The following is a 21,286-nucleotide window of genomic DNA, read 5'->3' as shown; positions in this document are numbered from 1 at the left end:
TACATCTCTTCTTGTTAAATAGCTTCTAAAAACAACAGGTTTGTACATTCTAAAAGATTGTTATTGAAACAAACTGCATGCCTAGTGTTCAGCATTTTATTAATATGAGACTAGAAAAAGGACAAGTGATAATTCTGATGTTTTACTAAATATAGTTCTTATTTCAATAATATCAGCTCTCATTAAAAACCCCTTGATACTAGTCGTATCAAGGGGTTTAGCTATTAATAAGTCGTCATATACTGTTCGCGTTCCCAAGGGTGTACTTGCGTACGGAACATATCCCACTCAATTTCTTTCGCTTCGATAAAGTGTTCAGATGCGTGCTCGCCGAGAGCGCTCATCATAACTTCATCGCTCTTAAGCAATTGAAGTGCATCGTATAGTGTTGCAGGAAGATCTGTAATGCCTTCTGCTACGCGCTCGTCTTTGTCCATAACATAGATATTCCGCTCAGTTGGCTCAGGAGGCGTCATTTTGTTCTTGATACCGTCTAGTCCAGCTGCTAGTAGAACTGCCATTGCAAGGTATGGATTTGCAGATGGGTCTACGCTACGTACTTCGATACGAGTGCTGATTCCGCGTGATGCTGGTACACGGATAAGCGGACTACGGTTACGAAGAGACCAAGCAACGTAGCAAGGTGCTTCGTATCCAGGTACAAGACGCTTGTAAGAGTTAACAGTTGGGTTAGTTACCGCTGTGAACGCTTCAGCGTGCTTCATCGTTCCTGCGATAAATTGACGTGCTGTTTCGCTTAGACCAAGCTCGTCTTTTGGATCGTAGAATGCATTTTCCCCGTCTTTGAACAGAGACATGTTCGCATGCATACCTGAGCCGTTAACACCGAAAAGTGGCTTTGGCATGAACGTTGCATGCAAGCCGTGTTTACGAGCGATTGTTTTAACCGCTAGTTTAAACGTTTGGATGTTATCACATGTTGTAATGGCATCAGCGTATTTAAAATCAATTTCGTGCTGTCCAGGTGCTACTTCATGGTGAGAAGCTTCGATTTCAAAGCCCATGTCCTCAAGCTCAAGTACGATATCACGGCGACAGTTTTCACCTAGATCTGTAGGAGCAAGGTCAAAGTATCCGCCTTTATCGTTAAGCTCAAGCGTTGGTTCACCGTTCTCATCCATTTTGAATAGGAAAAATTCTGGCTCTGGTCCAATATTGAAGTCAGAGAAACCAAGCTCTTCCATTTCTTTAAGAACGCGTTTAAGCACTGAACGAGGATCCCCATCGAAAGGAGTGCCATCAGGGCTGTAAATGTCACAGATAAGACGAGCTACTCTTCCTTTTTCAGATGACCATGGGAAAACGACCCATGAATCGAGGTCTGGATAAAGATACATATCGGATTCTTCAATACGAACGAACCCTTCGATAGAAGAACCGTCAAACATCATTTTATTATCAAGAGCTTTTTCAAGCTGATCAACTGGAATTTCTACGTTCTTAATAATCCCTAGTAGGTCAGTAAACTGCAAGCGAATAAACTTTACGTTCTCGTCTTGCGCCATCTTCTTAATATCGTCTGCCGTGAATTTGTTAGCCATGTAAAATGAATCCTCCTTAAGAAATATAAAGATTTAGTGAATCCGTTGGACAAACTGCACGAGTAAAACTATAAGATCTGTATCTGATCGACTCGCCGTACGTGGGCAATACGAATAAATGCCAAAATTCTGAACAAACTGAGAATTCGCAATTGCCACTTCCTTCTTCACTTACTTAACAATATACTATAGCCTTCACATCATCGTGTTAAAGTACGTTAGATAATCTAACATCATTTTTAAACAAAAAAACAGCAGAGATCGACTCGACCCCTGCCTTTATTCCCAATTATACTGTGATCAAACCTTTTATTAACAATTCATCGACCGCTCGAAGCACACTTATTTTCACGTGTTCAAACGTAAGCCCACCTTGAACGTATGCTACGTACGGCGGTCTTAGTGGACCATCTGCCGATAATTCAAGACTTGCTCCTTGGATAAACGTACCCGCCGCCATGATGACATCATCTTCATACCCTGGCATATAAGCAGGTTCAGGGCGCACATGCGCATTAACTGGTGAAGCAGATTGTATCGCCTGACAGAATGCAACCATGCGTTCCCGATCGTTAAATTGCACAGATTGAATGAGATCCGTACGCATACTATTCCAGTGTGGTGTTGTATTAAACCCAGCAGCTTCTAAAAGGGCCGAGCTGTAAACAGCACCTTTCACAGCCTGCCCTACTGTATGTGGCGCGAGAAAAATACCTTGATACATTTCTTGCAAGGAATAGAGTGAAGCGCCCACTTCTCTACCAATTCCAGGTGACGTTAACCTGTAACCACAAAGTTCAATTAAGTCCTCTCTGCCAACAAGATAACCGCCTGTTTTAACAATTCCTGCCCCAGGATTTTTAATAAGGGAGCCTGCGATTAAATCAGCACCGACGTGACAGGGTTCAAGCTCTTCAACAAATTCACCATAACAGTTATCTACAAACACAACCACGTCTTCTTTAATTGATTTAACGAATTCAATCATTTCACGGATCTCATCAATTGTGAAAGATGGACGATTGGCGTATCCCTTTGAACGCTGAATTCCGATTACTTTTGTCTGATCCGTCATAGCCTCACGGACAGCATCGTAATTAACCGCTCCGTCAGACAGTGCAATATCTTGGTAACCAATGTTAAAATCTTTTAATGAGCCGTTACCGGTCCCGCGTTTTCCTACGATTTCTTCTAGCGTGTCGTATGGAGCTCCCGTGATATAGAGAAGCTCGTCTCCCGGTCGTAATACTCCGAAAAGAGCCGTTGCAATTGCATGTGTACCAGAAACGATTTGTGGCCTTACAAGACCGGCTTCTCCACCAAAAACATCTGCATATAGTTTCTCAAGCGTATCTCTTCCATCATCGTCGTAGCCGTATCCTGTTGATGGGGTAAAATGAAAATCACTTATCCGATTTTGATGAAATGCCTGTAAAACGCGGTACTGATTTGCTTCGACTCGTTCGTCAATTTCTCTAAGAACAGGTTGAATTTTATTTTCTGCATCTCTTGATAGTTTCTTAAGTTCATCCTGGTGTGTAAAATGTTTAAACATGTTTGTCTACTCCTAGTCGTTGTTCCACTCTTTCACGATTCGTTCGTAAAGATGTTGTGGTGCATAGCCTTTGCATCTGTAGTGGTCCTTCTCTTCATCCCATTTACGTTCTAAAAGCACGGTGTTACTTTGTAGATAAGCAAGCTTATCGCCTTGATCAGCCTGAATCGAAATAGAGAAGTACTCCATTTGCTTCAAAACTTCTTTTTGAAGACGATCGTTTAGACTTATCAAGTTAGACTTCTTTAAAGCCGAAATGTGAATTTGTTCGTTCACACTGCTGTGCACAGCAGGATCCGCACGGTCCATTTTATTAAAGACCGTTAATACAGGAATGTGTGATGCTTTTAAATCCTTCAACAACTTAAGAACGATTTCTTCGTGTCGTGCTCGATCAGGATGTGAAGCATCAATAACGTGAAGAATAAGGTCGGCTTCGGTCGCTTCTTCAAGCGTAGATTTAAACGACGCAACAAGCGTTGTTGGAAGATCCTGTATGAAACCAACTGTATCCGTTAAGAGTACATTGTAACCATTTGGAAGCTTCAACTGTCTTGTCATTGGATCAAGCGTTGCAAACAACTTGTCCTCTTCATATGAATCTGAATTAGTTAATCGATTAAATATCGTTGATTTACCAGCGTTCGTATAGCCAACTAAAGCAACCTGCATCGTTTCATTCCGTTTTCTTCTTGCTCGATACTGTTCACGATGCTTGACTGTATGATCAAGCTGTTTCTTTAAGTCGGTAATACGGTTCCGAATATAGCGGCGATCCGTTTCTAGCTTCGTTTCCCCCGGTCCTCTGGTACCAATACCGCCCCCAAGCCTTGATAAGGACGTTCCTTGTCCTGCAAGGCGTGGAAGCATGTATTGAAGCTGTGCAAGTTCAACCTGAAGCATGCCTTCTCTTGATCTCGCTCGCTGTGCGAAAATATCAAGAATGAGCTGAGTGCGATCAATCACTCTAGCATCAAGTTCTTCTGAGAGGTTACGAAGTTGACTTGGAGAAAGTTCGCTATTAAAAATAACGATACTTGCTTCCTTTTCCTCAATAAGCTCGGAAAGTTCTTCTACCTTCCCTCTCCCTATAAATGTAGCAGAATGAATACGTTCACGTTTTTGCGAAAGAGTGCCTTCAACTACTCCACCTGCTGTTTTTGTTAAAGCAGCAAGCTCATCCATCGAATAAGCAAACTGCTCATCAGTATATTTTTGAAGCTGACATCCAATCAATATTGCCGGTTCAGCTACTTCAATTCGTTCTTTATTCAAAGGTTCGTTCCCTGCCTTTATCTATCAGTCTGTTCCCATCATACCAGAACCACATTTAATCTTCTACAGGGATGTCTTCTGGTAATAAGAGCTCTAATGATGAACGGTCGATGACTTTTGCTTGAAGCAGCCTAACTGCCTGTTTCCTAATGGCCTTCTCAATGATATTTCGCACAAATCTTCCATTACTAAAAGCGGCTGTTTCACGTTCACGCTTTTTAATAAAACTTTGCTTCAACTTCCACTCTGTTTCTTTTGAGAAGCGATACTGACGTTCTGCTGCCATCTTTCGAGCGATTTCCAAGAGCTGCTCATTTGAGTAGTCTGGGAAATCAATAACCAGGGGAAAGCGAGACGGTAAGCCAGGGTTTAACGAAAGAAAATGCTCCATTTCGTCAGAATACCCGGCGAGGATAAGGATAAAATCCTTATGATAGTCTTCCATTGCTTTTACTAACGTATCGATTGCTTCTTTTCCAAAGTCCTTCTCTCCGCCACGTGCGAGTGAATAAGCTTCATCGATAAAAAGGATGCCACCTTTTGCTTTCTTAACTAAATCCCTCGTTTTCTGTGCTGTATGACCAATGTATTCTCCGACTAGATCTGCACGTTCTACCTCAATCAGGTGTCCTTTAGAAAGCACATTCATCTCAAGAAATAATGTACCAAGAAGACGAGCAACTGTTGTTTTGCCTGTGCCTGGATTTCCCTTGAACATCATATGGAGTGCTTGCGTATTCTGCTTTAAACCGTTCTCTTGCCTGCACTTGTTCACATACAGCCAGGCATAAACTTCTTTCAGTAAGTATTTCATTTCTTTAAGACCTATTAGCTGTTCCATTTCCTGTTGAATTCGTTCAAGCGGGATATGCTTTTTAGACGCTTCACTAAGCGCTGCGTCAGCCACTTCCTGTACGCCTTCGTTTTGACGCAGAACAATGTTAATTTGACTACTCTTTCGCTGTGTAATCGAATGCTGCAAGATACTCACCTCGCTTTGATCTGACACGATAGTATACGCTCCTGCCCAGAATTCGTGACAAAAGCCCAAAAGAAAAACACTCTAGACAGAGTGTTTAGCTAAACCGCGGAACGTAAGATTCAGGTATGGTGACTTTTTGTTCACCTTTTGGATCCTGGTACGATCGATAACAGGTGAGGTAATCACCATCTTCTACTACATCTATTTCGAGCACATAACCATTTGATCGTTCTAGCATCTTTATGAATACTTCACCATCATGAAGCGAATAAAGAACAAATTCACTTTTTAAATGAGTTATCTCTTTCTTTTGTACTTCAGCTAATTTTCTAAATACATCACAAAATCTTTCTTTTGGAACCATGTGCTTGCCCTTGCCTGCAGCTTTGGTGATACTAACGACTTGTTCAGCTTTATGAATGATTTTCTCCATTATTTTACTCATTCTATTCCTCCATTTATTTGATTTCTGGGAGGTTTCGCACTTCACTCATCATTTCGGCTCCACATAACGGACATGCTGGCGTATCAGAAAATGAGTAATCTGCCCGCATCCAGCCCGCGCAATCTCCACCTGAACATGACCATACGTCTGTATCCACTTCTGGAATCGGTTCTTGCTGCTGTTTTGAAAAAAAGGCCATAACAACCGCTCCTTTTCTATTTGGTACCTACAGTATTCCCACAAATCCCAAAATCATGTAAATGCTTTGAAATAAATTCTATAGTGAATTTGTTATAATGGAAGAAAACAGAAGGGGGCAACACTATGGAGCTCTTTGAACAAACGCTTCCTGAATTTCTTGAAGAATACCTTCAATCGCTTGAACGCAAAGGCAGAAAAGCATCTACCCTAAGGCGTTATCGCTATGACCTTGTTGACTTCACCTTCTGGCTACGGACCTATCATCGAAGTGTCGATTTCGAGAGCTTTCGTCAGTTGACATCCGAAAGGCTTCAGGAATACATTCGGTTTCTGCATTTAGAACGACACTATTCCGAGCGAACGCTTAAACGGATCATGACTGTCCTAAATCAAGTATATCGTTATTATATGTCGTTAAACCGAACAAAGAACAATCCAATGAAAGAAGTTGTCCTTCCTACAAGTGATGTTTCAGGGTACATTGATACTGATTTTCTTCTTGAGGAGGAATGCGAAAAGTTATTAGAAACGATTGTCTCTCTTGATGATCTAACAGAAAATCAGTTAAGGGCACGAGCGTTTTTAATTGACCGCAATTTAATGATTGTTCGTCTTTTCCTTTCGTATGGCCTTACGCTTCAAGAGCTATGCGGACTCTCGATGAAAGACGTCTCTTTCGAACAGAATGAACTTCTCGTCACGTCTGCTTATGGGAAACGGACCGTACACCTTGACGTTGACCATAAAAAAGTTCTTTATTCTTATTATCATACGATTCCTGCTCCTGTAAGACCAAGGTTAAAAAGTGATGACCCTTTGTTCGTATCTTTTGATTTCCAGCGTCAGACGTATAGGTGGAGCTATGAAGTTGATCGCCCGAAACGACTGACAGAAATTGCTGTGCAAAAAATGATTAGGCAAGAAGTCCAGCGCGCTGGACTTAGAAAAGGAGTTTCAGCACAACACATGAGGCGTACATGTGTTATTCGAGCCATTGAAAACGACTTGTCGATCAATCAGCTTCGCATTCAGTTCGGAATGAAATCAGATTTAACGCTGAAACGCTATATTGATTACATGGAAAAACAGCAAATGACATCCTAGATCTCTTGATATGAAAAAGTCCCTCATCCTGCATAAATCAGAACGAGGGACCAGGTTTTTACTTGTCAGACTCAAAATTTATTTCAACTGATCGCTGTGGAGCGAAAGTAGAAATGGCGTGTTTGTAAATCAATTGTTGTTTTCCGTCGGACTCAAGGATTATCGTGAAGTTATCAAATCCTTTGATCGTCCCTTTTAGCTGAAATCCATTAAGCAGGTAAACTGTAACAAAAACATTGTCTTTTCTCAATTGGTTCAAAAACTGATCCTGGATGTTAATTTGCTGCTTCATTGTCAGTCCTCCTCTTTTTCTCTAAAGGCATTCAATTACTACATTTCTAGCTTTCTGCTAACTTTCCTGCAACAAATTGCAAGATTGTTTGGATTTTTTCTTCCCGCTTCTCAGTCATATCGAACCAATCCATCTCCATTTGATGGCGAAACCAGGTTAGTTGACGTTTCGCATACCTTCTCGAGTTTTGTTTCAGTTCACTCACGGCTTCTTCATACGAGATGCGACCATCGATGTAGCGGTAGATTTCCTTATAACCAATCGCTTGCACAGACTGACAATTTAGAACACCCGAAGCATGAAGACGTCTCGCTTCCTCTAGTAAACCAGCCTCCATCATAAGGTCGACCCTTCGATTAATACGATCATAAAGGAAGTCACGATCCATCGTAAGACCTACATTAACGAGATTATAAGGAGAATGTTCTGGGAGAGCGTCTTTCGATGCCGATACCGGCTCCCCAGTTACATGATAGACTTCAAGCGCCCTTATCACTCTTCTTACATTATTCGGGTGTACACTTTTATAGCTTACAGGATCAATTCCTTTAAGCCTCGCATGGAACGCTACAGCACCTTCTTCTTCTGCAAGTCGTTCAAGTTTCTCGCGATATTCAGGATCTTCTTTTGCTTCAGAGAAAGCATATTGATGCGTGACTGCTTTAACATAAAGACCTGTTCCACCAGCTATAATTGCCACTTTCCCGCGTCTATTAATATCAGACACAAGGTCTGTAGCAAGTTCCTGAAATTCAGCAGCAGAAAAGCTTTCCTTAGGATCTTTAATATCAATCAAATAATGGGGAATCCCTTCCATCTCTTCTTCCGTCACTTTAGCCGTTCCGATGTCCATGCCTCTATAAATTTGCATTGAATCTCCACTGATGATTTCACCGTCAAGTGCTTTTGCAAGTTCAATACTTGTCTTCGTTTTGCCAACAGCAGTTGGACCGAGAACAGTAACTAGTTTTTGTTTCTCTTTATCCATATATTTCACGTACTTTCCTTCAATGTTTTCTGTTCGTCACATAACCCTCTTAAACATTTTCTCCATCTCATACGTAGAGTAATGTATGATAATTGGTCTACCGTGAGGACATGTATATGGATCAATTGATTGACGTAACGTTTCAAGTAGGGTGAATACTTCATCATCGCGTAAATGACGATTCGCCTTAATGGATTTCTTACACGACATCATGATGGCCGCTTCTTCACGAAGTTTCTTCACGTCGATTGCACGGTTATCAACAACTTCTTGAATCAGTTCCTCGATCGTATTCTGTTCGGCCCCTCTAGGAAACCAGACTGGATGAGAGCTCACCATATAGCTATTTCGTCCAAATGATTCAAGAAAAACGCCAACTTTAGCAAGATCTTCTATTCTACTATCAATAATAGCCGATTCAGACGTATTATACTCAAGCGTAAATGGCACAAGAAGTTCTTGTAAGACGGGATCAATTTCACCAACTTTTTCACGGTAAAATTCATACTTAATTCGCTCCTGTGCGGCATGCTGATCGATGATATATAGCCCGTTCTCATTTTGAGCAAGAATGTAGGTTCCATGCATCTGTCCAATTGGATAAAGTGGCGGAATGCGAGTTTCGCTATCGTTCGTTTCTTTCACATAATCCATTGCCATTTCTAGTTCATCACGTAGCTCTGGTTCTTTTGTAATGACAGGATCATAGTGGTCAGACTTTAACTCTTCCTTTACACTAAACGGCTCATGGAAATCCCTTGTGACTGGAGCAGTTTCTTCATAGCGATTCGTTTGATTCTCAGGTTCCTTTATATGCTGAACCTGCTCTTCCTCTTGCACCTTAGGTCGATCATGCTGAAATTGAAAAGCAGGTTGCTCGCTTTCTGACTCCTTTTTCTTTGGCAACGATTGTTCAGGGATAAGTTCAATTTTCTTGAAGATTCCTTTAATGGCATTTTCAATTGCCAACGCAAGATCTTGTTCTTTACTAATGCGCGCTTCGAGTTTCGAAGGATGGACGTTTACATCAATTAACGTTGGGTTCATCTTAATGTGAAGGACAACGATCGGATACCGTCCAATTGGAAGTAGCGTATGATAGCCCTGTTGAATCCCTTTTGATATTGTGAAATTCTTAATGTAGCGGCCGTTAATCACGAGCGATATATACTGCCTTGACGCTCGGGTTAATTCCGGTTTGGCGGCATAGCCCGTCACTGTAAAATCAATCGTCTCTGCATGCAATGGAAGCATTTTTCTAGCTGTGTTATAGCCATAAATTGCCGCTATTACTTGTAAAAGATCACCATTTCCAGTTGTAGACAGCAGTTTCTTACCATTATGAAAGAAGCGAAAGGCAATGTCAGGGTGGGCCATCGCTTGACGGTTAATCACATCTGCAACGTTCGCAAGTTCTGTGTGAACGGTTTTCATATGCTTTAAACGAGCTGGCGTGTTATAGAATAAGCCAGTAATCGTCATTTCCGTCCCTTTTCGGCTATCGGTCGCTTTGAACTCAGCCACTTTTCCTGCTTCTATTCGTACATAGGTTCCTGCCGCTTCACCCGTTGATGTTTTTAATTCAAGATGAGAAACAGCTGCGATACTTGGAAGGGCCTCACCACGGAACCCGAGCGTTTCAATTTGAAATAAATCCCGCTCATTTTTAATTTTACTTGTAGCATGACGGAAGAAAGCGAGCTTACAATCTTCCTCATCCATCCCACTACCATTATCTACGATGCGGATTTTGGAAAGACCGCCTTCTTCTATTTCAATTGAAATTTCACTGCTCTCTGCATCAATGGCATTCTCAACCAGTTCTTTTACGACAGAAGCCGGCCTTTCGACTACTTCACCAGCAGCGATCTTGTTCGAAAGCTGATCATCAAGCTGTACGATCTTTCCCATTGTCCTCACCTTTCTTCCTTTATGACTTTAAGTGCTTCTTCAACTCATACAACGTATTAATCGCGTCCATTGGCGTCATTTCCATAATATCAACAGTTTTCAACCGATCAAGAATCGCTTTTTCACCAGGAGATCTTGTCGTTCTCGGCTTCGCGTCTTCATTAAAGAAAGCAAGCTGCGCTTCTTCCTCCAAAGCCGCCTTCTCTTTACTAGATTCAACTGTGCTAGGCTCTACATCAGCATTTGAAACTGTATCTGAATCTGATTCGAACTCTTTGAGTATCTCTTCAGCACGCTTGATAAGCAGTTCGGGCAAATTCGCAAGCTGGGCTACATGAATCCCATAGCTTTTATCCGCTGATCCATCGTGGACTCGGTGTAAGAATACAACTCGTCCTTTTTCTTCAACTGCCTTCACGTGAACGTTCTTAACACGATCAAGTTCTTCCTCAAGGGTTGTAAGCTCATGATAGTGAGTAGAGAAAAGTGTTTTGGCTCTTACTTCACTATGCACGTATTCAATAATCGATTGGGCGAGTGCCATACCATCATAAGTAGAAGTCCCTCTCCCGATTTCATCAAGAAGAATTAAGCTATCTTGGGTAGCGCGCGTGATCGCGTAGTTAGCTTCAAGCATTTCCACCATGAACGTACTTTGACCTGCTGCTAGATCATCTGCAGCACCGATTCTTGTAAAAATCTGATCAAAAACTGGTAAAACGGCAGATTCAGCTGGCACAAAGCAACCAATTTGACCAAGAATGGAGATCAACGCTAGCTGCCTCATGTACGTACTTTTCCCGCTCATGTTAGGACCTGTTATAAGTAGAATTTCTCGATCACGATCCATCATCACATCGTTCGCTACATATTCTCGACCTTTTAGCATTTTTTCAACTACAGGGTGACGTCCACCTTCAACCTCTACTTTCCGTTCTTTTGAGAAGATAGGCTTAGTAAATCGATTTTCTTCACTTACAACCGCAAAGGACTGGAGAACATCGAGTTCACTAATTTTTCTAGCCAATTGCTGTAGCTGTGGAATAAACGCTTTAACCTCTTCACGCACATTGGAGAATAAAGTATATTCTAGATCCACAATTTTTTCTTCCGCTTCTAGAATCAACGTTTCCTTTTCCTTAAGCTCAGGTGTAATAAACCGCTCGGCATTAGAAAGGGTTTGTTTACGCTCATATCTGCCTTCAGGAAGATTAGGGAGATTTGATCTAGTGACTTCAATATAATAACCAAATACTTTGTTATAACCGATTTTGAGCGATTTAATTCCAGTCCGCTCCCGCTCCTGCATTTGAAGGGATGCGATCCAATCTTTACCGTTACGACTCGCATCACGATATTTATCAAGGTCGACATGATACCCATCTCGAATCATTTGTCCTTCCTTAACCGAAAGCGGTGGGTTATCTTCAATTGCATCTTGCAGTAGCTTTACAAGTTCTTCACATGGAAGAATTTCTTCCCCGAGCTCCTTTGCATATGGATTATCAAGCGAGTTGACAGCTTGCTTAATTTCAGGAATTTTTTCAAGCGACTTTCTTAGTTGTACAAGATCTCTAGCATTTAAATTCCCAAAAGCAACCTTCCCAGCAAGACGTTCTAAATCATAAACACCTTGAAGCTGTTCTCTGATCGTTTCCCGTTCGAAAAATTGCTTCATCAGCGTTTCAACAAGCTCCTGGCGCTTTTCTATCTCCCTTTGCTTCAAAAGTGGTCGTTCTACCCATTGCTTTAAAAGTCTCCCGCCCATAGCAGTAACAGAACTATCGAGAAACCAGACTAGAGAGCCTGTCCGTTTTTTGTCGCGAATCGTCTCAACGAGTTCAAGATTTCGTTTTGAGTTTACATCAAGCTTCATATATTGAGATATATGATAATGACGAAGAGCCTGCAAGTGATCCATCGACCGCTTCTGTGTTCGAATTAAGTACTGAAGCAAACGACCAAACACATCCAATAGCTTTGGTTGATCGATATGGTCACTAAGCGTGGTTAACGCTTCAGGGATCGTAGTGTCGTCCTCAATCGAAATCGTTACTGTCATCCGTTCTTGAATCGCATTTGACAGCTCTACACACTCGCTACTCAGAACCACTTCACGTGGTGCAAGGTTGGAAAGCTCTCCAATCACTTCATGGTGATCACCAGCCAAAATGGTGGCCATTGATTCACCAGTCGTTAAATCATTTGCTGCAAGGGCAAAGGTATCATTTTCAAATGCAGAAATCGCAACAATGTAATTGTTTTCTTTCTCTTTGATTAAGTGATCAGACATGACCGTTCCTGGCGTAATGAGCTGAACAACTTCTCTTCTCACAACCCCTTTAGCCTGCTTTGGATCCTCCGTTTGCTCACAAATCGCAATCTTATAGCCTTTGGTTACTAGTTGAGATATATAATTATCAGCAGCATGGTAAGGTACGCCACACATCGGAATGCGCCCCTGCTCTCCACCATCTCTGCTCGTTAATGTAATTTCCAATTCCTTCGATGCACGTGTCGCATCATCAAAAAACATTTCATAAAAATCGCCTAAACGAAAAAATAAAAAGGCATCCTGATACTCTGCCTTAATTCTAAGATATTGCTCCATCATAGGTGTATATCGCGCCATGATTCTTCTCCACCAATCTTAATTCTATTCACATCATAGTATAGCATACCAGTAAAGTGGAAGTGGATGATTAGGTCCTACTAGTGTGAACTGCTTCCATAGCGATGAACCCAAATAAAAACCAGGAAGAAGGTTTGCTTCTCCCTGGTATAGCTATTCTTCAAGATCACCAATTAAAAAGTTCGGATCTAAATCTTCAAACTCTTCATCATCAACTTCATAATCCCAATCATCGTCGTCTCCACAGCCATCTGGATTTACGTAGACACAAATTTTAGTTTCCCCAATTACTTCAACGAGGAACTCTCTCTCTACCTGGACAATGATTTTGTGACCACTCGGAGCTATGGTAGCTTCAAGTGCATTCGGCTCTTGTATCGCTTTTGCCACTACTTCTTCAGCCACACAGTCTTTGTCTTTATAGCGAAGAGGAATTTCTTCACGGTATTTTACATTTTCTGTTACGACTTCTGTTTTCGTATTATGGCTGTAAGAGTACCAGATATTAATGTCATAAGAGCCTTCAACGACTACGCAGTCACCGTGCTTCTTTGAAGTAAATTCATTGTTAATAATCCAACAACCTAGAATACTTGATGGTTTATGCGATGGTGTTACTGTGTGTGTATCCTGTGTAAATTTACGCCCTTTTCCGCAAACTGCTTTGGCGAATATCTCTCTGTAATTATAATCCTCTGACATCGATCATACCTCCTCTTCCAATCTTCATTCTCATCCTATGCAAGACAAACGACTAGTGTGCCTCTTTTTTTATCCCACCCTTAAGTGGCAGTAATTCCTCCACCTTTAAATGGAAGTTTCACTCTATCAAGGCTGTTCCACTATCAGTCTATGTCTTTAATGTCCAATGCTTTACAACCTTTTGATATTTTTCTTAAAAAATTATGGTATATGAAATTAAATTTACAGAACAAATAAAAAAAGCCGGGATTTTCTCCCGACTTTTACCTTACTTACATCCAGGTCCGCTTTGGGTTGATCCAGTCGTTCCTTCTAGAACATTCCCACCAGTTGCCTCGATAATTTCATCTGTTACAGTATTCGAAATTGTATTTGCAACCAGCTGAAGCAAGTCATTCACATCTGACTGTGAACGCTTGAATTCCTGAACAACAGGAATTTCATCAAGCTGCTGCATGAGCTTATCAATACGCTCGTCCTTTTCTTTCAACGCTTCATGTTTTGAATAGTGTTGAAGATTAACTGCTTCTTTTTGTTCAAGTTTAATGCGAGCGATTAAGCTTTGCACCTTTTTATTTTCGTTAATTTTTGCTTCAGCACGTTTGAAGAAATCAACTTCCTCTGTTTCTGAAACTAGCTTAGCAAGATCTTTTGCTTTTGCAATTACTTCCATTCTTGACATCATTATGCATTCACCTCAGCCGTTTTTTCGATATATTCTCCATCAAGAGACCACGTTTTTGCTTTCGTGATTTTTACTTGTACCAATTGACCTATTAGAGATTTAGGACCTCTAAAGTTAACTACTTTGTTTTTTCTCGTATACCCAGAAAGGACATCAGCATTCTTCTTGCTTTCTCCTTCAACGAGCACTTCAACAATTTCACCTTCAAAGACCGCGTTATTTTTCGCTGCCATCTCATTAACAAGAGCATTCAATCGTTGAAGACGCTCTTTCTTCACATCCATTGGAACGTTATCCTGCATCTTAGCTGCTGGAGTTCCATCACGCTGTGAATAAATAAATGTATAGGCACTGTCATATTCCACTTCTTTAACAAGCTCGATTGTTTCCTCGAATTGTTCATCGGTTTCGTTAGGAAAACCAACGATGATATCTGTAGTAAACGTTGCATGTGGCATTACTTTCTTTATCTTACGAACAAGCTCTAGATACGTTTCTCGTGTATAGCGACGGTTCATTAATTTCAGAACGTCATTACTACCGCTTTGAACAGGAAGGTGAATATGGTCAACTAAGTTCCCACCTTGACCGAGTACTTCTACTAGACGATCATCAAAGTCACGAGGATGACTTGTTGTAAACCTGACTCTAGGAATATCGATTTTATGAATCTCATTCATTAAGTCTCCCAGACCATAATCGATATCTTCTAAATCTTTCCCATAAGCGTTTACATTCTGTCCAAGGAGAGTAACTTCTTTATAACCTTTAGCTGCAAGGTGACGTACTTCCTGAATAATATCTTCCGGTCGACGACTACGTTCTTTACCCCTTGTATATGGAACGATACAGTATGTACAGAACTTATCGCAACCGTACATAATATTGACCCAGGCTTTGATTTCACCTTTTCTCGTTCTCGGAAGGTTTTCAATGATGTCGCCTTCTTTTGACCATACTTCCATCACCATTTCTTTACCAAATACAGCTTGCTCCATTAATTCTGGTAAACGATGGATATTATGTGTACCAAAAATCAAATCCACGAATTGGTGTTTTTGCATAATGCGATTTACCACAGATTCCTCCTGTGACATACAACCGCATACGCCAATGATGAGATTAGGGTTTTCCATTTTCAAAGGCTTTAAGTGTCCTAGTTCTCCAAACACCTTATTCTCGGCATTTTCTCGAATTGCACACGTATTTAAAAGAACCACATCAGCTTCTTCCACTGCTGTCGTTGCTTCATATCCCATCTCTTCAAAAATACCTGCCATAATTTCTGTATCATGCTCATTCATTTGACATCCGTATGTACGAATCAAGAACTTCTTGTCTTTCCCGAGATTCTTAATGTTCTCTGGAATTTCAAAATCGTAATGAACATTCACATTTTCTTTCCCACGCCGCTTTGCATCCTTTAAGTTAGGTGCCTGGTACGTCGTCTGAAAATACTTCGCAAAGTCTTCTGTTGTCTTCTCTGTCTTTTTCACATTGATTTGTGAATCTAACCTTTGCTTTTCGTTCATGTCGTTAACTCCTTTCCAATTAAAAGGATGACCCTGCTATGAAAAAGAGCATCATGCTCCTAAACTTAGAAAACAGGCTAATGAAAGTCATATTTCAAAAAAGCCTCTGTTTTATTCGTTATCCTTTATCGTCAAATAAAAAATGTGTAACCAGTGGACATTCCTTTATTATAAGGGTTTCAGAGTATTTAAGCAATGAGAGCTCACAACAACTAAACGACTTTTAACTCTATTAACTAACACAAAAAAAGAAGGGGGATTGCTCCCCCTCACGTTCACTTACAGTATACCAAGCTCTTTTGCAGACTTTTCAAAAGCATCGAGCGCTTCTTGAAGGTCTTCTTTTGAATGTTGAGCGGTAACGATCGTGCGGACGCGCCCCTTTCCTTTTGCAACAGTTGGGAAAGCAATTCCCTGTGCGAATACGCCATTTTCAAATAGCTTATCAGAGAACTTATGCGTTAGTGCTTCATCACCAATAATAACCGGTGTTACTGGCGTTTCACTAATACCTGTATCAAAACCGAGGTTTTCTAATCCGGCTTTGAAGAACTTCGTATTATCCCAGAGTTTTTCAATCAATTCTGGTTCTTCTAAAAGGACATCGATGGCTGCAGAGCACGCTGCTGTTACGGCAGGCGGGTGTGATGTACTAAATAGGAACGGACGACCTTTGTGGATCAGATAATCGCGAAGTGTTTTTGTACTCGCGATATACCCCCCAAGAACACCAATTGCTTTACTAAGTGTACCAACTTGAATATGAACGCGACCGTTCAGACCAAAATGATCAACTGTTCCACGTCCATTTGCTCCAAGTACACCACTCGCATGAGCATCATCAACCATCACAAGGGCATTGTATTTCTCACAAAGTTCCACAATTTCAGTTAGTGGTGCGATATTTCCGTCCATTGAGAAAACACCATCTGTTACGACTAGACGAGTACGATAATCTTGAGTTTCTTGAAGGGCTTTCTCTAGATCTTCCATATCTGTATGTTTATAAATGCGGCGTCCAGCTTTCGTTAAACGGATGCCGTCGATAATCGATGCATGATTTAACTCATCTGAAATAACAACGTCTTCTTTTGTTAGGATTGCCGAAAGTACTGCTTGGTTAGTGGCAAATCCAGATTGAAGTACGAGTGCAGCTTCTGTATGCTTGAATTCCGCAAGCTTTTCTTCAAACTGTTCATGCATGGAAAGCGTACCGGCAATTGTACGAACGGACCCCGTTCCTGCACCGTACTTTTCAACCGCTTCAATCGCTGCTTCTTTCATTTTCGGATGATCTGTTAGTCCAAGATAGTTATTGGACGAAAGCTGGATGACATTTTTCCCTTTGATTGTAACGCGTGATCCTTGCGCTGATTCTAATGGAATAAGGTTACGAAAGACACCTTCCTCCTGCATTTGATCAAGCTCTTCCTGAAGATATTCAAAACCTTTCATTGGTTGGCCTCCTCTTCGTTATGTAACAGCTCTTAACGAGCCTTATGGATGCAATACTACCTTACCACATTTACCCTCAATCATTAATTCGAAGCCTTTTTCAAAGTCCTCAAGCGGAAAGTGATGTGTAATCATTGGCTCAACATCGACCTGACCTGATTGTAGAAGCCCTGAAACCTGACGCCATGTTTCAAACATTTTTCTTCCCGTAATTCCCTGCACAGTTATCCCTTTAAAAACGATATCATTCGTAACATCAATTTCAACCGGACGAACAGGAAGACTTAGAATTGATACTCTCCCACCATTGGTTACCATCTTAAATCCTTGATTCATCGCTATTGGATGACCTGACATTTCACAAACAACATCTACACCATGACCGTTTGTAAGTTCATGTACAACATCAAGAGGATTTTCATTGCGTGAATTAATAACTGTTGTTGCGCCCATTTCTTTGGCAAGATCTAGTCTGTAATCATTTAAATCAAGCGCGATAACTTGTGAAGCGCCAGCTGCTTTTGCAACACCAACAGCCATGATACCAATTGGTCCACATCCAATAATTGCGACCGTTTTCCCTGCTACGTCCCCTGCAAGAACCGTATGTACCGCATTCCCCATTGGTTCCTGAACAGATGCCACATCAAAGGATAACGATTCAGGATTTTTCCAAATGTTTTGTGAAGGCAATGCCACGTACTCTGCAAAACATCCATCTGTATCAACACCAATAATCTTTGTGTTTTCACAAATGTGAAATTTACCTGTTAAACATTGTGGACATTGATTACAAACAATGTGCGTTTCGGCTGACACGTGATCACCGATTTCAAGATTTGTTACATTCTTGCCTTTTTCTACAACTACTCCTGCAAATTCATGTCCAAATACGTACGGAGGATTCACCCGACTTTGAGACCACTCATCCCAAGTATAAATATGTACATCTGTACCGCAAATCGATGTTGCTTTTACTTGAATTAATACTTCATTATCATTAATTTGTGGAATATCCACCGTTTGAAGTTGAGCACCTTTTTCACGCTCATGCTTCACAATCGCTTTCATCTTTCCTTCCACAGCGTACACCTCACTTATTTAGAACCTTAAACAACCACTGTTAACACAATCATTTTATCATTGATTGAATATACCGTAAAGTTGATGTGTCCTGTATATGCGGACACTTATAGTTTTATAAATGGAATATGTTTAAATGTACACGCCATTAAAAAAAGACCCTCCAGTGTTTGGGGGTCTGGGGGTCTCCGTTAGAATTCACATAAACTCAGCCATTAATTCCGTGAACTTTTCTTCAGGTAGACTCAGGTTTTGTTTAGATAGGGCTTCATCACTATAGCCTCTTACAGATTCCTGATAAGACGGCCTTGTAGGGTTATGGTAAATTAGGCCTTTTACAAGTCCATCATGCTCCATCAACGTTTGCATGGCCATCATGCGATTTGTAGGATCATACCCTTCGATATCGTTTAAACTTACTAGGTTTTGTTTGAACCAATCATATGTGTTCACTTTATTAAATGTCACACATGGGCTAAACACATTGATTAAGGAGAACCCTTTATGTTCGATACCTTGCTCAATAATGGCAACAAGATCCTTTAGATCTGTTGAGAAGCTCTGAGCGACAAAGCCACATCCACTGGAAAGCGCAAGTTCCATTATTGATAATGACGATTCGATTGAGCCAGATGGTGTGCTCTTCGTTTTAAACCCTTCTGCGCTAGTTGGTGAGGTTTGCCCCTTTGTAAGTCCATAGATCTGATTATCCATTACAATATATGTTACATCAATATTGCGTCTCATCGCATGAATCGTGTGTCCCATTCCGATTGCAAAACCGTCCCCATCACCACCAGAAGCGATCACAGTTAAGTCACGGTTAGCCATCTTTACACCCTGGGCTATCGGAAGTGAGCGCCCGTGGATTCCATGAAACCCATACGCATTGATATAGCCGCTAATTCGTCCAGAACAACCAATTCCTGAAACGACTGCAAGGTCATCTGGCACTAGCCCAACATTTGCTGCAGCACGCTGAATAGCAGCTTGAACAGAGAAATCACCACAGCCTGGACACCAGTTAGGTTTTACCTGATTTCGAAAATCTTTAAATGTGGCCATTTACTAACATCTCCTTGCATTGTTGATGAATATCACCTGGCAAGAATGGATTCCCGTCATATTTCAGAAGACTTTCAATCTTATCCCCGTGGCCTGCATTCATTTTCACAAGACTAGCAAGTTGCCCTGTTGCATTATGTTCCACAACGACTACTTTCTTCGCTCCTTTAAGCATTGGTAACAATTCATCGGAAGGAAATGGATGAACAAGTCGAATTTGTGCATGGTTTACTTTAAATCCATCTTCTTCAAGCCTTGGAATAGCTTCTTCAATACTACCCCTTGTCGAATTAAATCCAATCAATAGCACATCCGACTCTTCATGCTCTTCTCGCTTGTAGATTGGGACTGGAAACGATAAGTCACTAATTTTCCTCAGCCGCTTATCCATTTGATCCTTACGGTTTTCAGGAACTTCAGAAGGTTTTCCCGTCTCATCATGTTCTACTCCAGTCACATGGAAGATCCCATTCTTTGTGCCTGGAATAACACGGTTCGATACGCCGTCATCTGTTACTTCAAACCGTTTAAAGTATGCTTTATCTTCTCGTTCAGGAAGCTCTTGATCGTTTAGCTTCCCTCTCCTTATCTTTATTTTCTGATAGTCTAAAGGTTCAACTGTTTGTTTACCTAATGAAAGCTGTAGATCTGAAAGCAAGATGACAGGACATTGATATTCTTCTGCAAGATTAAAAGCCTCAATCGCATCATAGAATGCTTCTTCAACTGTGCTAGGAGCAATAACAATTTTAGGTATTTCTCCATGTGTTCCATAAATCATGGCAAGTAAATCAGACTGCTCCTGCTTTGTTGGAAGACCTGTACTTGGACCACCACGCTGTGTATCTACGATAACAAGTGGGGTTTCTGTAATACCGGATAATCCAATTGCTTCCATCATCAGAGATAATCCTGGTCCTGCTGAAGCGGTTAAAGTTCTTACTCCTGCATAATTCGAGCCAATTGCCATTGTCGCAGCGGCAATCTCATCCTCTGTCTGGATGACAGTACCACCAAACTCTGGTAGCTTCTTGATGAGATACTCCATAATTTCTGAAGCTGGCGTAATTGGATAAGCTGCCATCAATCTAGCACCACCAGCTAACGCCCCTAGTGCTATCGCATCATTTCCAATCATGAACATGCGATTCTTCCCATCGGCTTTTTGGAGAGACAACGCTTGAACACTGTTTCCAGCAGATTGAATAAAAGCATCTGCTCCACGTTGGATTGCTTCCATATTGCTCGTAACGACCTTTTCTCCCTTTCGTCCAAAAATCTCTTCCACGACCGCCTGATATGTTGCCGTGTCGACCCCGAGAGCTGCACTCGTTGCACCAATAGCAACCATATTCTTCATAAGTGATGTGCCAAGTTCTGTTGCGATCTCTGAAAAAGGAATGCTGACGAGCTCCGCCTTGCAACCATCTGGTTTAACAGGCTTGAATTTAGCGTCGCCAATAATAATGCCTCCGCTATGCAGTTCGTGAGCATTCACATCAATGGTTTCCTGATCAAATGCGATTAGCATGTCAAGATCATCAGAAACGGAGCGTACTTCTTTCGTACTTACACGTATCTTATTATTCGTATGCCCGCCTTTAATACGGGACGAAAAATGCCGGTAACCATATAAATAGTATCCCAAACGATTTAACGCAATCGCGAATATTTCACCTGTACTCTCAATTCCTTCACCCTGCTGCCCACCAACTTTCCACGAAAGTTGCTCGATCATATCGCCCCACCCTTTCTAATCTAGTACCTGAAACCGCTTGCTTATATTACTAGTTCGAAATAGGATTATAATTCCCTGC

General features: G+C 41.2%; 18 protein-coding genes. 1 reads left to right on the top strand and 17 read right to left on the bottom strand.

The window, feature by feature from the left end:
• Window positions 1-224: 224 nt before the first annotated feature.
• From glnA to JI666_RS02070, 6 genes are all read right to left on the bottom strand, one after another.
• A complete protein-coding gene (glnA, locus tag JI666_RS02095; protein ID WP_206888462.1) occupies window positions 225-1,562 on the bottom strand; it encodes a type I glutamate--ammonia ligase in 1,338 nt (445 codons plus the stop codon).
• Window positions 1,563-1,851: 289 nt separating this feature from the next.
• On the bottom strand, window positions 1,852-3,117 hold the full coding sequence (locus JI666_RS02090) for a methionine gamma-lyase family protein (protein WP_206888460.1): 1,266 nt from the start codon (window positions 3,115-3,117) through the stop codon (window positions 1,852-1,854).
• Between the two features lie 12 nt (window positions 3,118-3,129).
• A complete protein-coding gene (gene hflX, locus JI666_RS02085) occupies window positions 3,130-4,392 on the bottom strand; it encodes a GTPase HflX (protein ID WP_211201400.1) in 1,263 nt (420 codons plus the stop codon).
• A gap of 55 nt (window positions 4,393-4,447) precedes the next feature.
• On the bottom strand, window positions 4,448-5,377 hold the full coding sequence (gene spoVK / locus JI666_RS02080) for a stage V sporulation protein K (RefSeq protein ID WP_206889276.1): 930 nt from the start codon (window positions 5,375-5,377) through the stop codon (window positions 4,448-4,450).
• Between the two features lie 91 nt (window positions 5,378-5,468).
• Window positions 5,469-5,819 (bottom strand): hypothetical protein, encoded by a 351-nt coding sequence (locus tag JI666_RS02075; protein WP_206888459.1) that lies wholly within the window; start codon window positions 5,817-5,819, stop codon window positions 5,469-5,471.
• Window positions 5,820-5,832: 13 nt separating this feature from the next.
• Entirely contained in the window at window positions 5,833-6,018 is a 186-nt protein-coding gene (locus JI666_RS02070) for a cold-shock protein (RefSeq protein WP_048309742.1), read from the bottom strand.
• Window positions 6,019-6,143: 125 nt separating this feature from the next.
• On the opposite strand from JI666_RS02070, the gene JI666_RS02065 reads away from it, so the two are divergent.
• Window positions 6,144-7,124, top strand: coding sequence for a tyrosine-type recombinase/integrase (locus JI666_RS02065; RefSeq protein WP_206888458.1), 981 nt, complete (start codon window positions 6,144-6,146; stop codon window positions 7,122-7,124).
• 58 nt (window positions 7,125-7,182) lie between these two features.
• On the opposite strand, the gene hfq is transcribed toward JI666_RS02065, so the two are convergent.
• The 11 genes from hfq to JI666_RS02010 form a co-directional block, all read right to left on the bottom strand.
• On the bottom strand, window positions 7,183-7,416 hold the full coding sequence (hfq, locus tag JI666_RS02060) for an RNA chaperone Hfq (RefSeq protein WP_048309744.1): 234 nt from the start codon (window positions 7,414-7,416) through the stop codon (window positions 7,183-7,185).
• A 46-nt stretch (window positions 7,417-7,462) separates the two neighbouring features.
• On the bottom strand, window positions 7,463-8,404 hold the full coding sequence (gene miaA / locus JI666_RS02055; RefSeq protein ID WP_206889274.1) for a tRNA (adenosine(37)-N6)-dimethylallyltransferase MiaA: 942 nt from the start codon (window positions 8,402-8,404) through the stop codon (window positions 7,463-7,465).
• Window positions 8,405-8,440: 36 nt separating this feature from the next.
• A complete protein-coding gene (gene mutL, locus JI666_RS02050; RefSeq protein ID WP_206888456.1) occupies window positions 8,441-10,315 on the bottom strand; it encodes a DNA mismatch repair endonuclease MutL in 1,875 nt (624 codons plus the stop codon).
• 19 nt (window positions 10,316-10,334) lie between these two features.
• Window positions 10,335-12,947 (bottom strand): DNA mismatch repair protein MutS, encoded by a 2,613-nt coding sequence (gene mutS / locus JI666_RS02045; RefSeq protein ID WP_206888454.1) that lies wholly within the window; start codon window positions 12,945-12,947, stop codon window positions 10,335-10,337.
• A 153-nt stretch (window positions 12,948-13,100) separates the two neighbouring features.
• A complete protein-coding gene (gene cotE / locus JI666_RS02040; protein ID WP_136945482.1) occupies window positions 13,101-13,649 on the bottom strand; it encodes an outer spore coat protein CotE in 549 nt (182 codons plus the stop codon).
• 268 nt (window positions 13,650-13,917) lie between these two features.
• Complete coding sequence (locus JI666_RS02035; protein ID WP_048309748.1) at window positions 13,918-14,334, bottom strand: YlbF/YmcA family competence regulator; 417 nt, start codon at window positions 14,332-14,334, stop codon at window positions 13,918-13,920.
• Window positions 14,334-15,866 carry a tRNA (N6-isopentenyl adenosine(37)-C2)-methylthiotransferase MiaB gene (gene miaB / locus JI666_RS02030; RefSeq protein ID WP_206888452.1) on the bottom strand — a complete coding sequence of 511 codons (1,533 nt, stop codon included), beginning with the start codon at window positions 15,864-15,866 and terminating at the stop codon, window positions 14,334-14,336. The genes JI666_RS02035 and miaB overlap by 1 nt, the downstream gene beginning before the upstream one ends.
• 279 nt (window positions 15,867-16,145) lie before the next feature.
• Window positions 16,146-17,321, bottom strand: a complete 1,176-nt coding sequence (gene kbl / locus JI666_RS02025; RefSeq protein ID WP_206888449.1) for a glycine C-acetyltransferase — start codon at window positions 17,319-17,321, stop codon at window positions 16,146-16,148.
• Window positions 17,322-17,363: 42 nt separating this feature from the next.
• A complete protein-coding gene (gene tdh / locus JI666_RS02020) occupies window positions 17,364-18,404 on the bottom strand; it encodes an L-threonine 3-dehydrogenase (RefSeq protein WP_206888447.1) in 1,041 nt (346 codons plus the stop codon).
• 198 nt (window positions 18,405-18,602) lie between these two features.
• Window positions 18,603-19,469 carry a 2-oxoacid:ferredoxin oxidoreductase subunit beta gene (locus JI666_RS02015; protein ID WP_206888445.1) on the bottom strand — a complete coding sequence of 289 codons (867 nt, stop codon included), beginning with the start codon at window positions 19,467-19,469 and terminating at the stop codon, window positions 18,603-18,605.
• Entirely contained in the window at window positions 19,456-21,207 is a 1,752-nt protein-coding gene (locus JI666_RS02010; protein ID WP_206888443.1) for a 2-oxoacid:acceptor oxidoreductase subunit alpha, read from the bottom strand. Before JI666_RS02010 ends, JI666_RS02015 begins: the two co-directional genes overlap by 14 nt.
• Window positions 21,208-21,286 lie beyond the last annotated feature (79 nt).

The sequence above is a fragment of the Bacillus sp. NTK071 genome (assembly GCF_017303315.1).
In the GTDB taxonomy this organism is placed as follows: Bacteria; Bacillota; Bacilli; order Bacillales; family Guptibacillaceae; genus Guptibacillus.
The sequence above is the reverse complement of the archived record's forward strand: the minus strand, read 5'-3'. Positions and strand labels throughout refer to the sequence as shown.

Bases quoted from the DNA above. Each gene is read 5' to 3' on its own strand.
- glnA (WP_206888462.1), bottom strand. From the start codon at position 1,562: ATGGCTAACAAATTCACGGCAGACGATATTAAGAAGATGGCGCAAGAC.
- JI666_RS02090 (WP_206888460.1), bottom strand. From the start codon at position 3,117: ATGTTTAAACATTTTACACACCAGGATGAACTTAAGAAACTATCAAGA.
- JI666_RS02075 (WP_206888459.1), bottom strand. From the start codon at position 5,819: ATGAGTAAAATAATGGAGAAAATCATTCATAAAGCTGAACAAGTCGTT.
- JI666_RS02070 (WP_048309742.1), bottom strand. From the start codon at position 6,018: ATGGCCTTTTTTTCAAAACAGCAGCAAGAACCGATTCCAGAAGTGGAT.
- JI666_RS02065 (WP_206888458.1), top strand. From the start codon at position 6,144: ATGGAGCTCTTTGAACAAACGCTTCCTGAATTTCTTGAAGAATACCTT.
- hfq (WP_048309744.1), bottom strand. From the start codon at position 7,416: ATGAAGCAGCAAATTAACATCCAGGATCAGTTTTTGAACCAATTGAGA.
- miaA (WP_206889274.1), bottom strand. From the start codon at position 8,404: ATGGATAAAGAGAAACAAAAACTAGTTACTGTTCTCGGTCCAACTGCT.
- mutL (WP_206888456.1), bottom strand. From the start codon at position 10,315: ATGGGAAAGATCGTACAGCTTGATGATCAGCTTTCGAACAAGATCGCT.
- mutS (WP_206888454.1), bottom strand. From the start codon at position 12,947: ATGGCGCGATATACACCTATGATGGAGCAATATCTTAGAATTAAGGCA.
- cotE (WP_136945482.1), bottom strand. From the start codon at position 13,649: ATGTCAGAGGATTATAATTACAGAGAGATATTCGCCAAAGCAGTTTGC.
- JI666_RS02035 (WP_048309748.1), bottom strand. From the start codon at position 14,334: ATGATGTCAAGAATGGAAGTAATTGCAAAAGCAAAAGATCTTGCTAAG.
- miaB (WP_206888452.1), bottom strand. From the start codon at position 15,866: ATGAACGAAAAGCAAAGGTTAGATTCACAAATCAATGTGAAAAAGACA.
- kbl (WP_206888449.1), bottom strand. From the start codon at position 17,321: ATGAAAGGTTTTGAATATCTTCAGGAAGAGCTTGATCAAATGCAGGAG.
- JI666_RS02015 (WP_206888445.1), bottom strand. From the start codon at position 19,469: ATGGCCACATTTAAAGATTTTCGAAATCAGGTAAAACCTAACTGGTGT.
- JI666_RS02010 (WP_206888443.1), bottom strand. From the start codon at position 21,207: ATGATCGAGCAACTTTCGTGGAAAGTTGGTGGGCAGCAGGGTGAAGGA.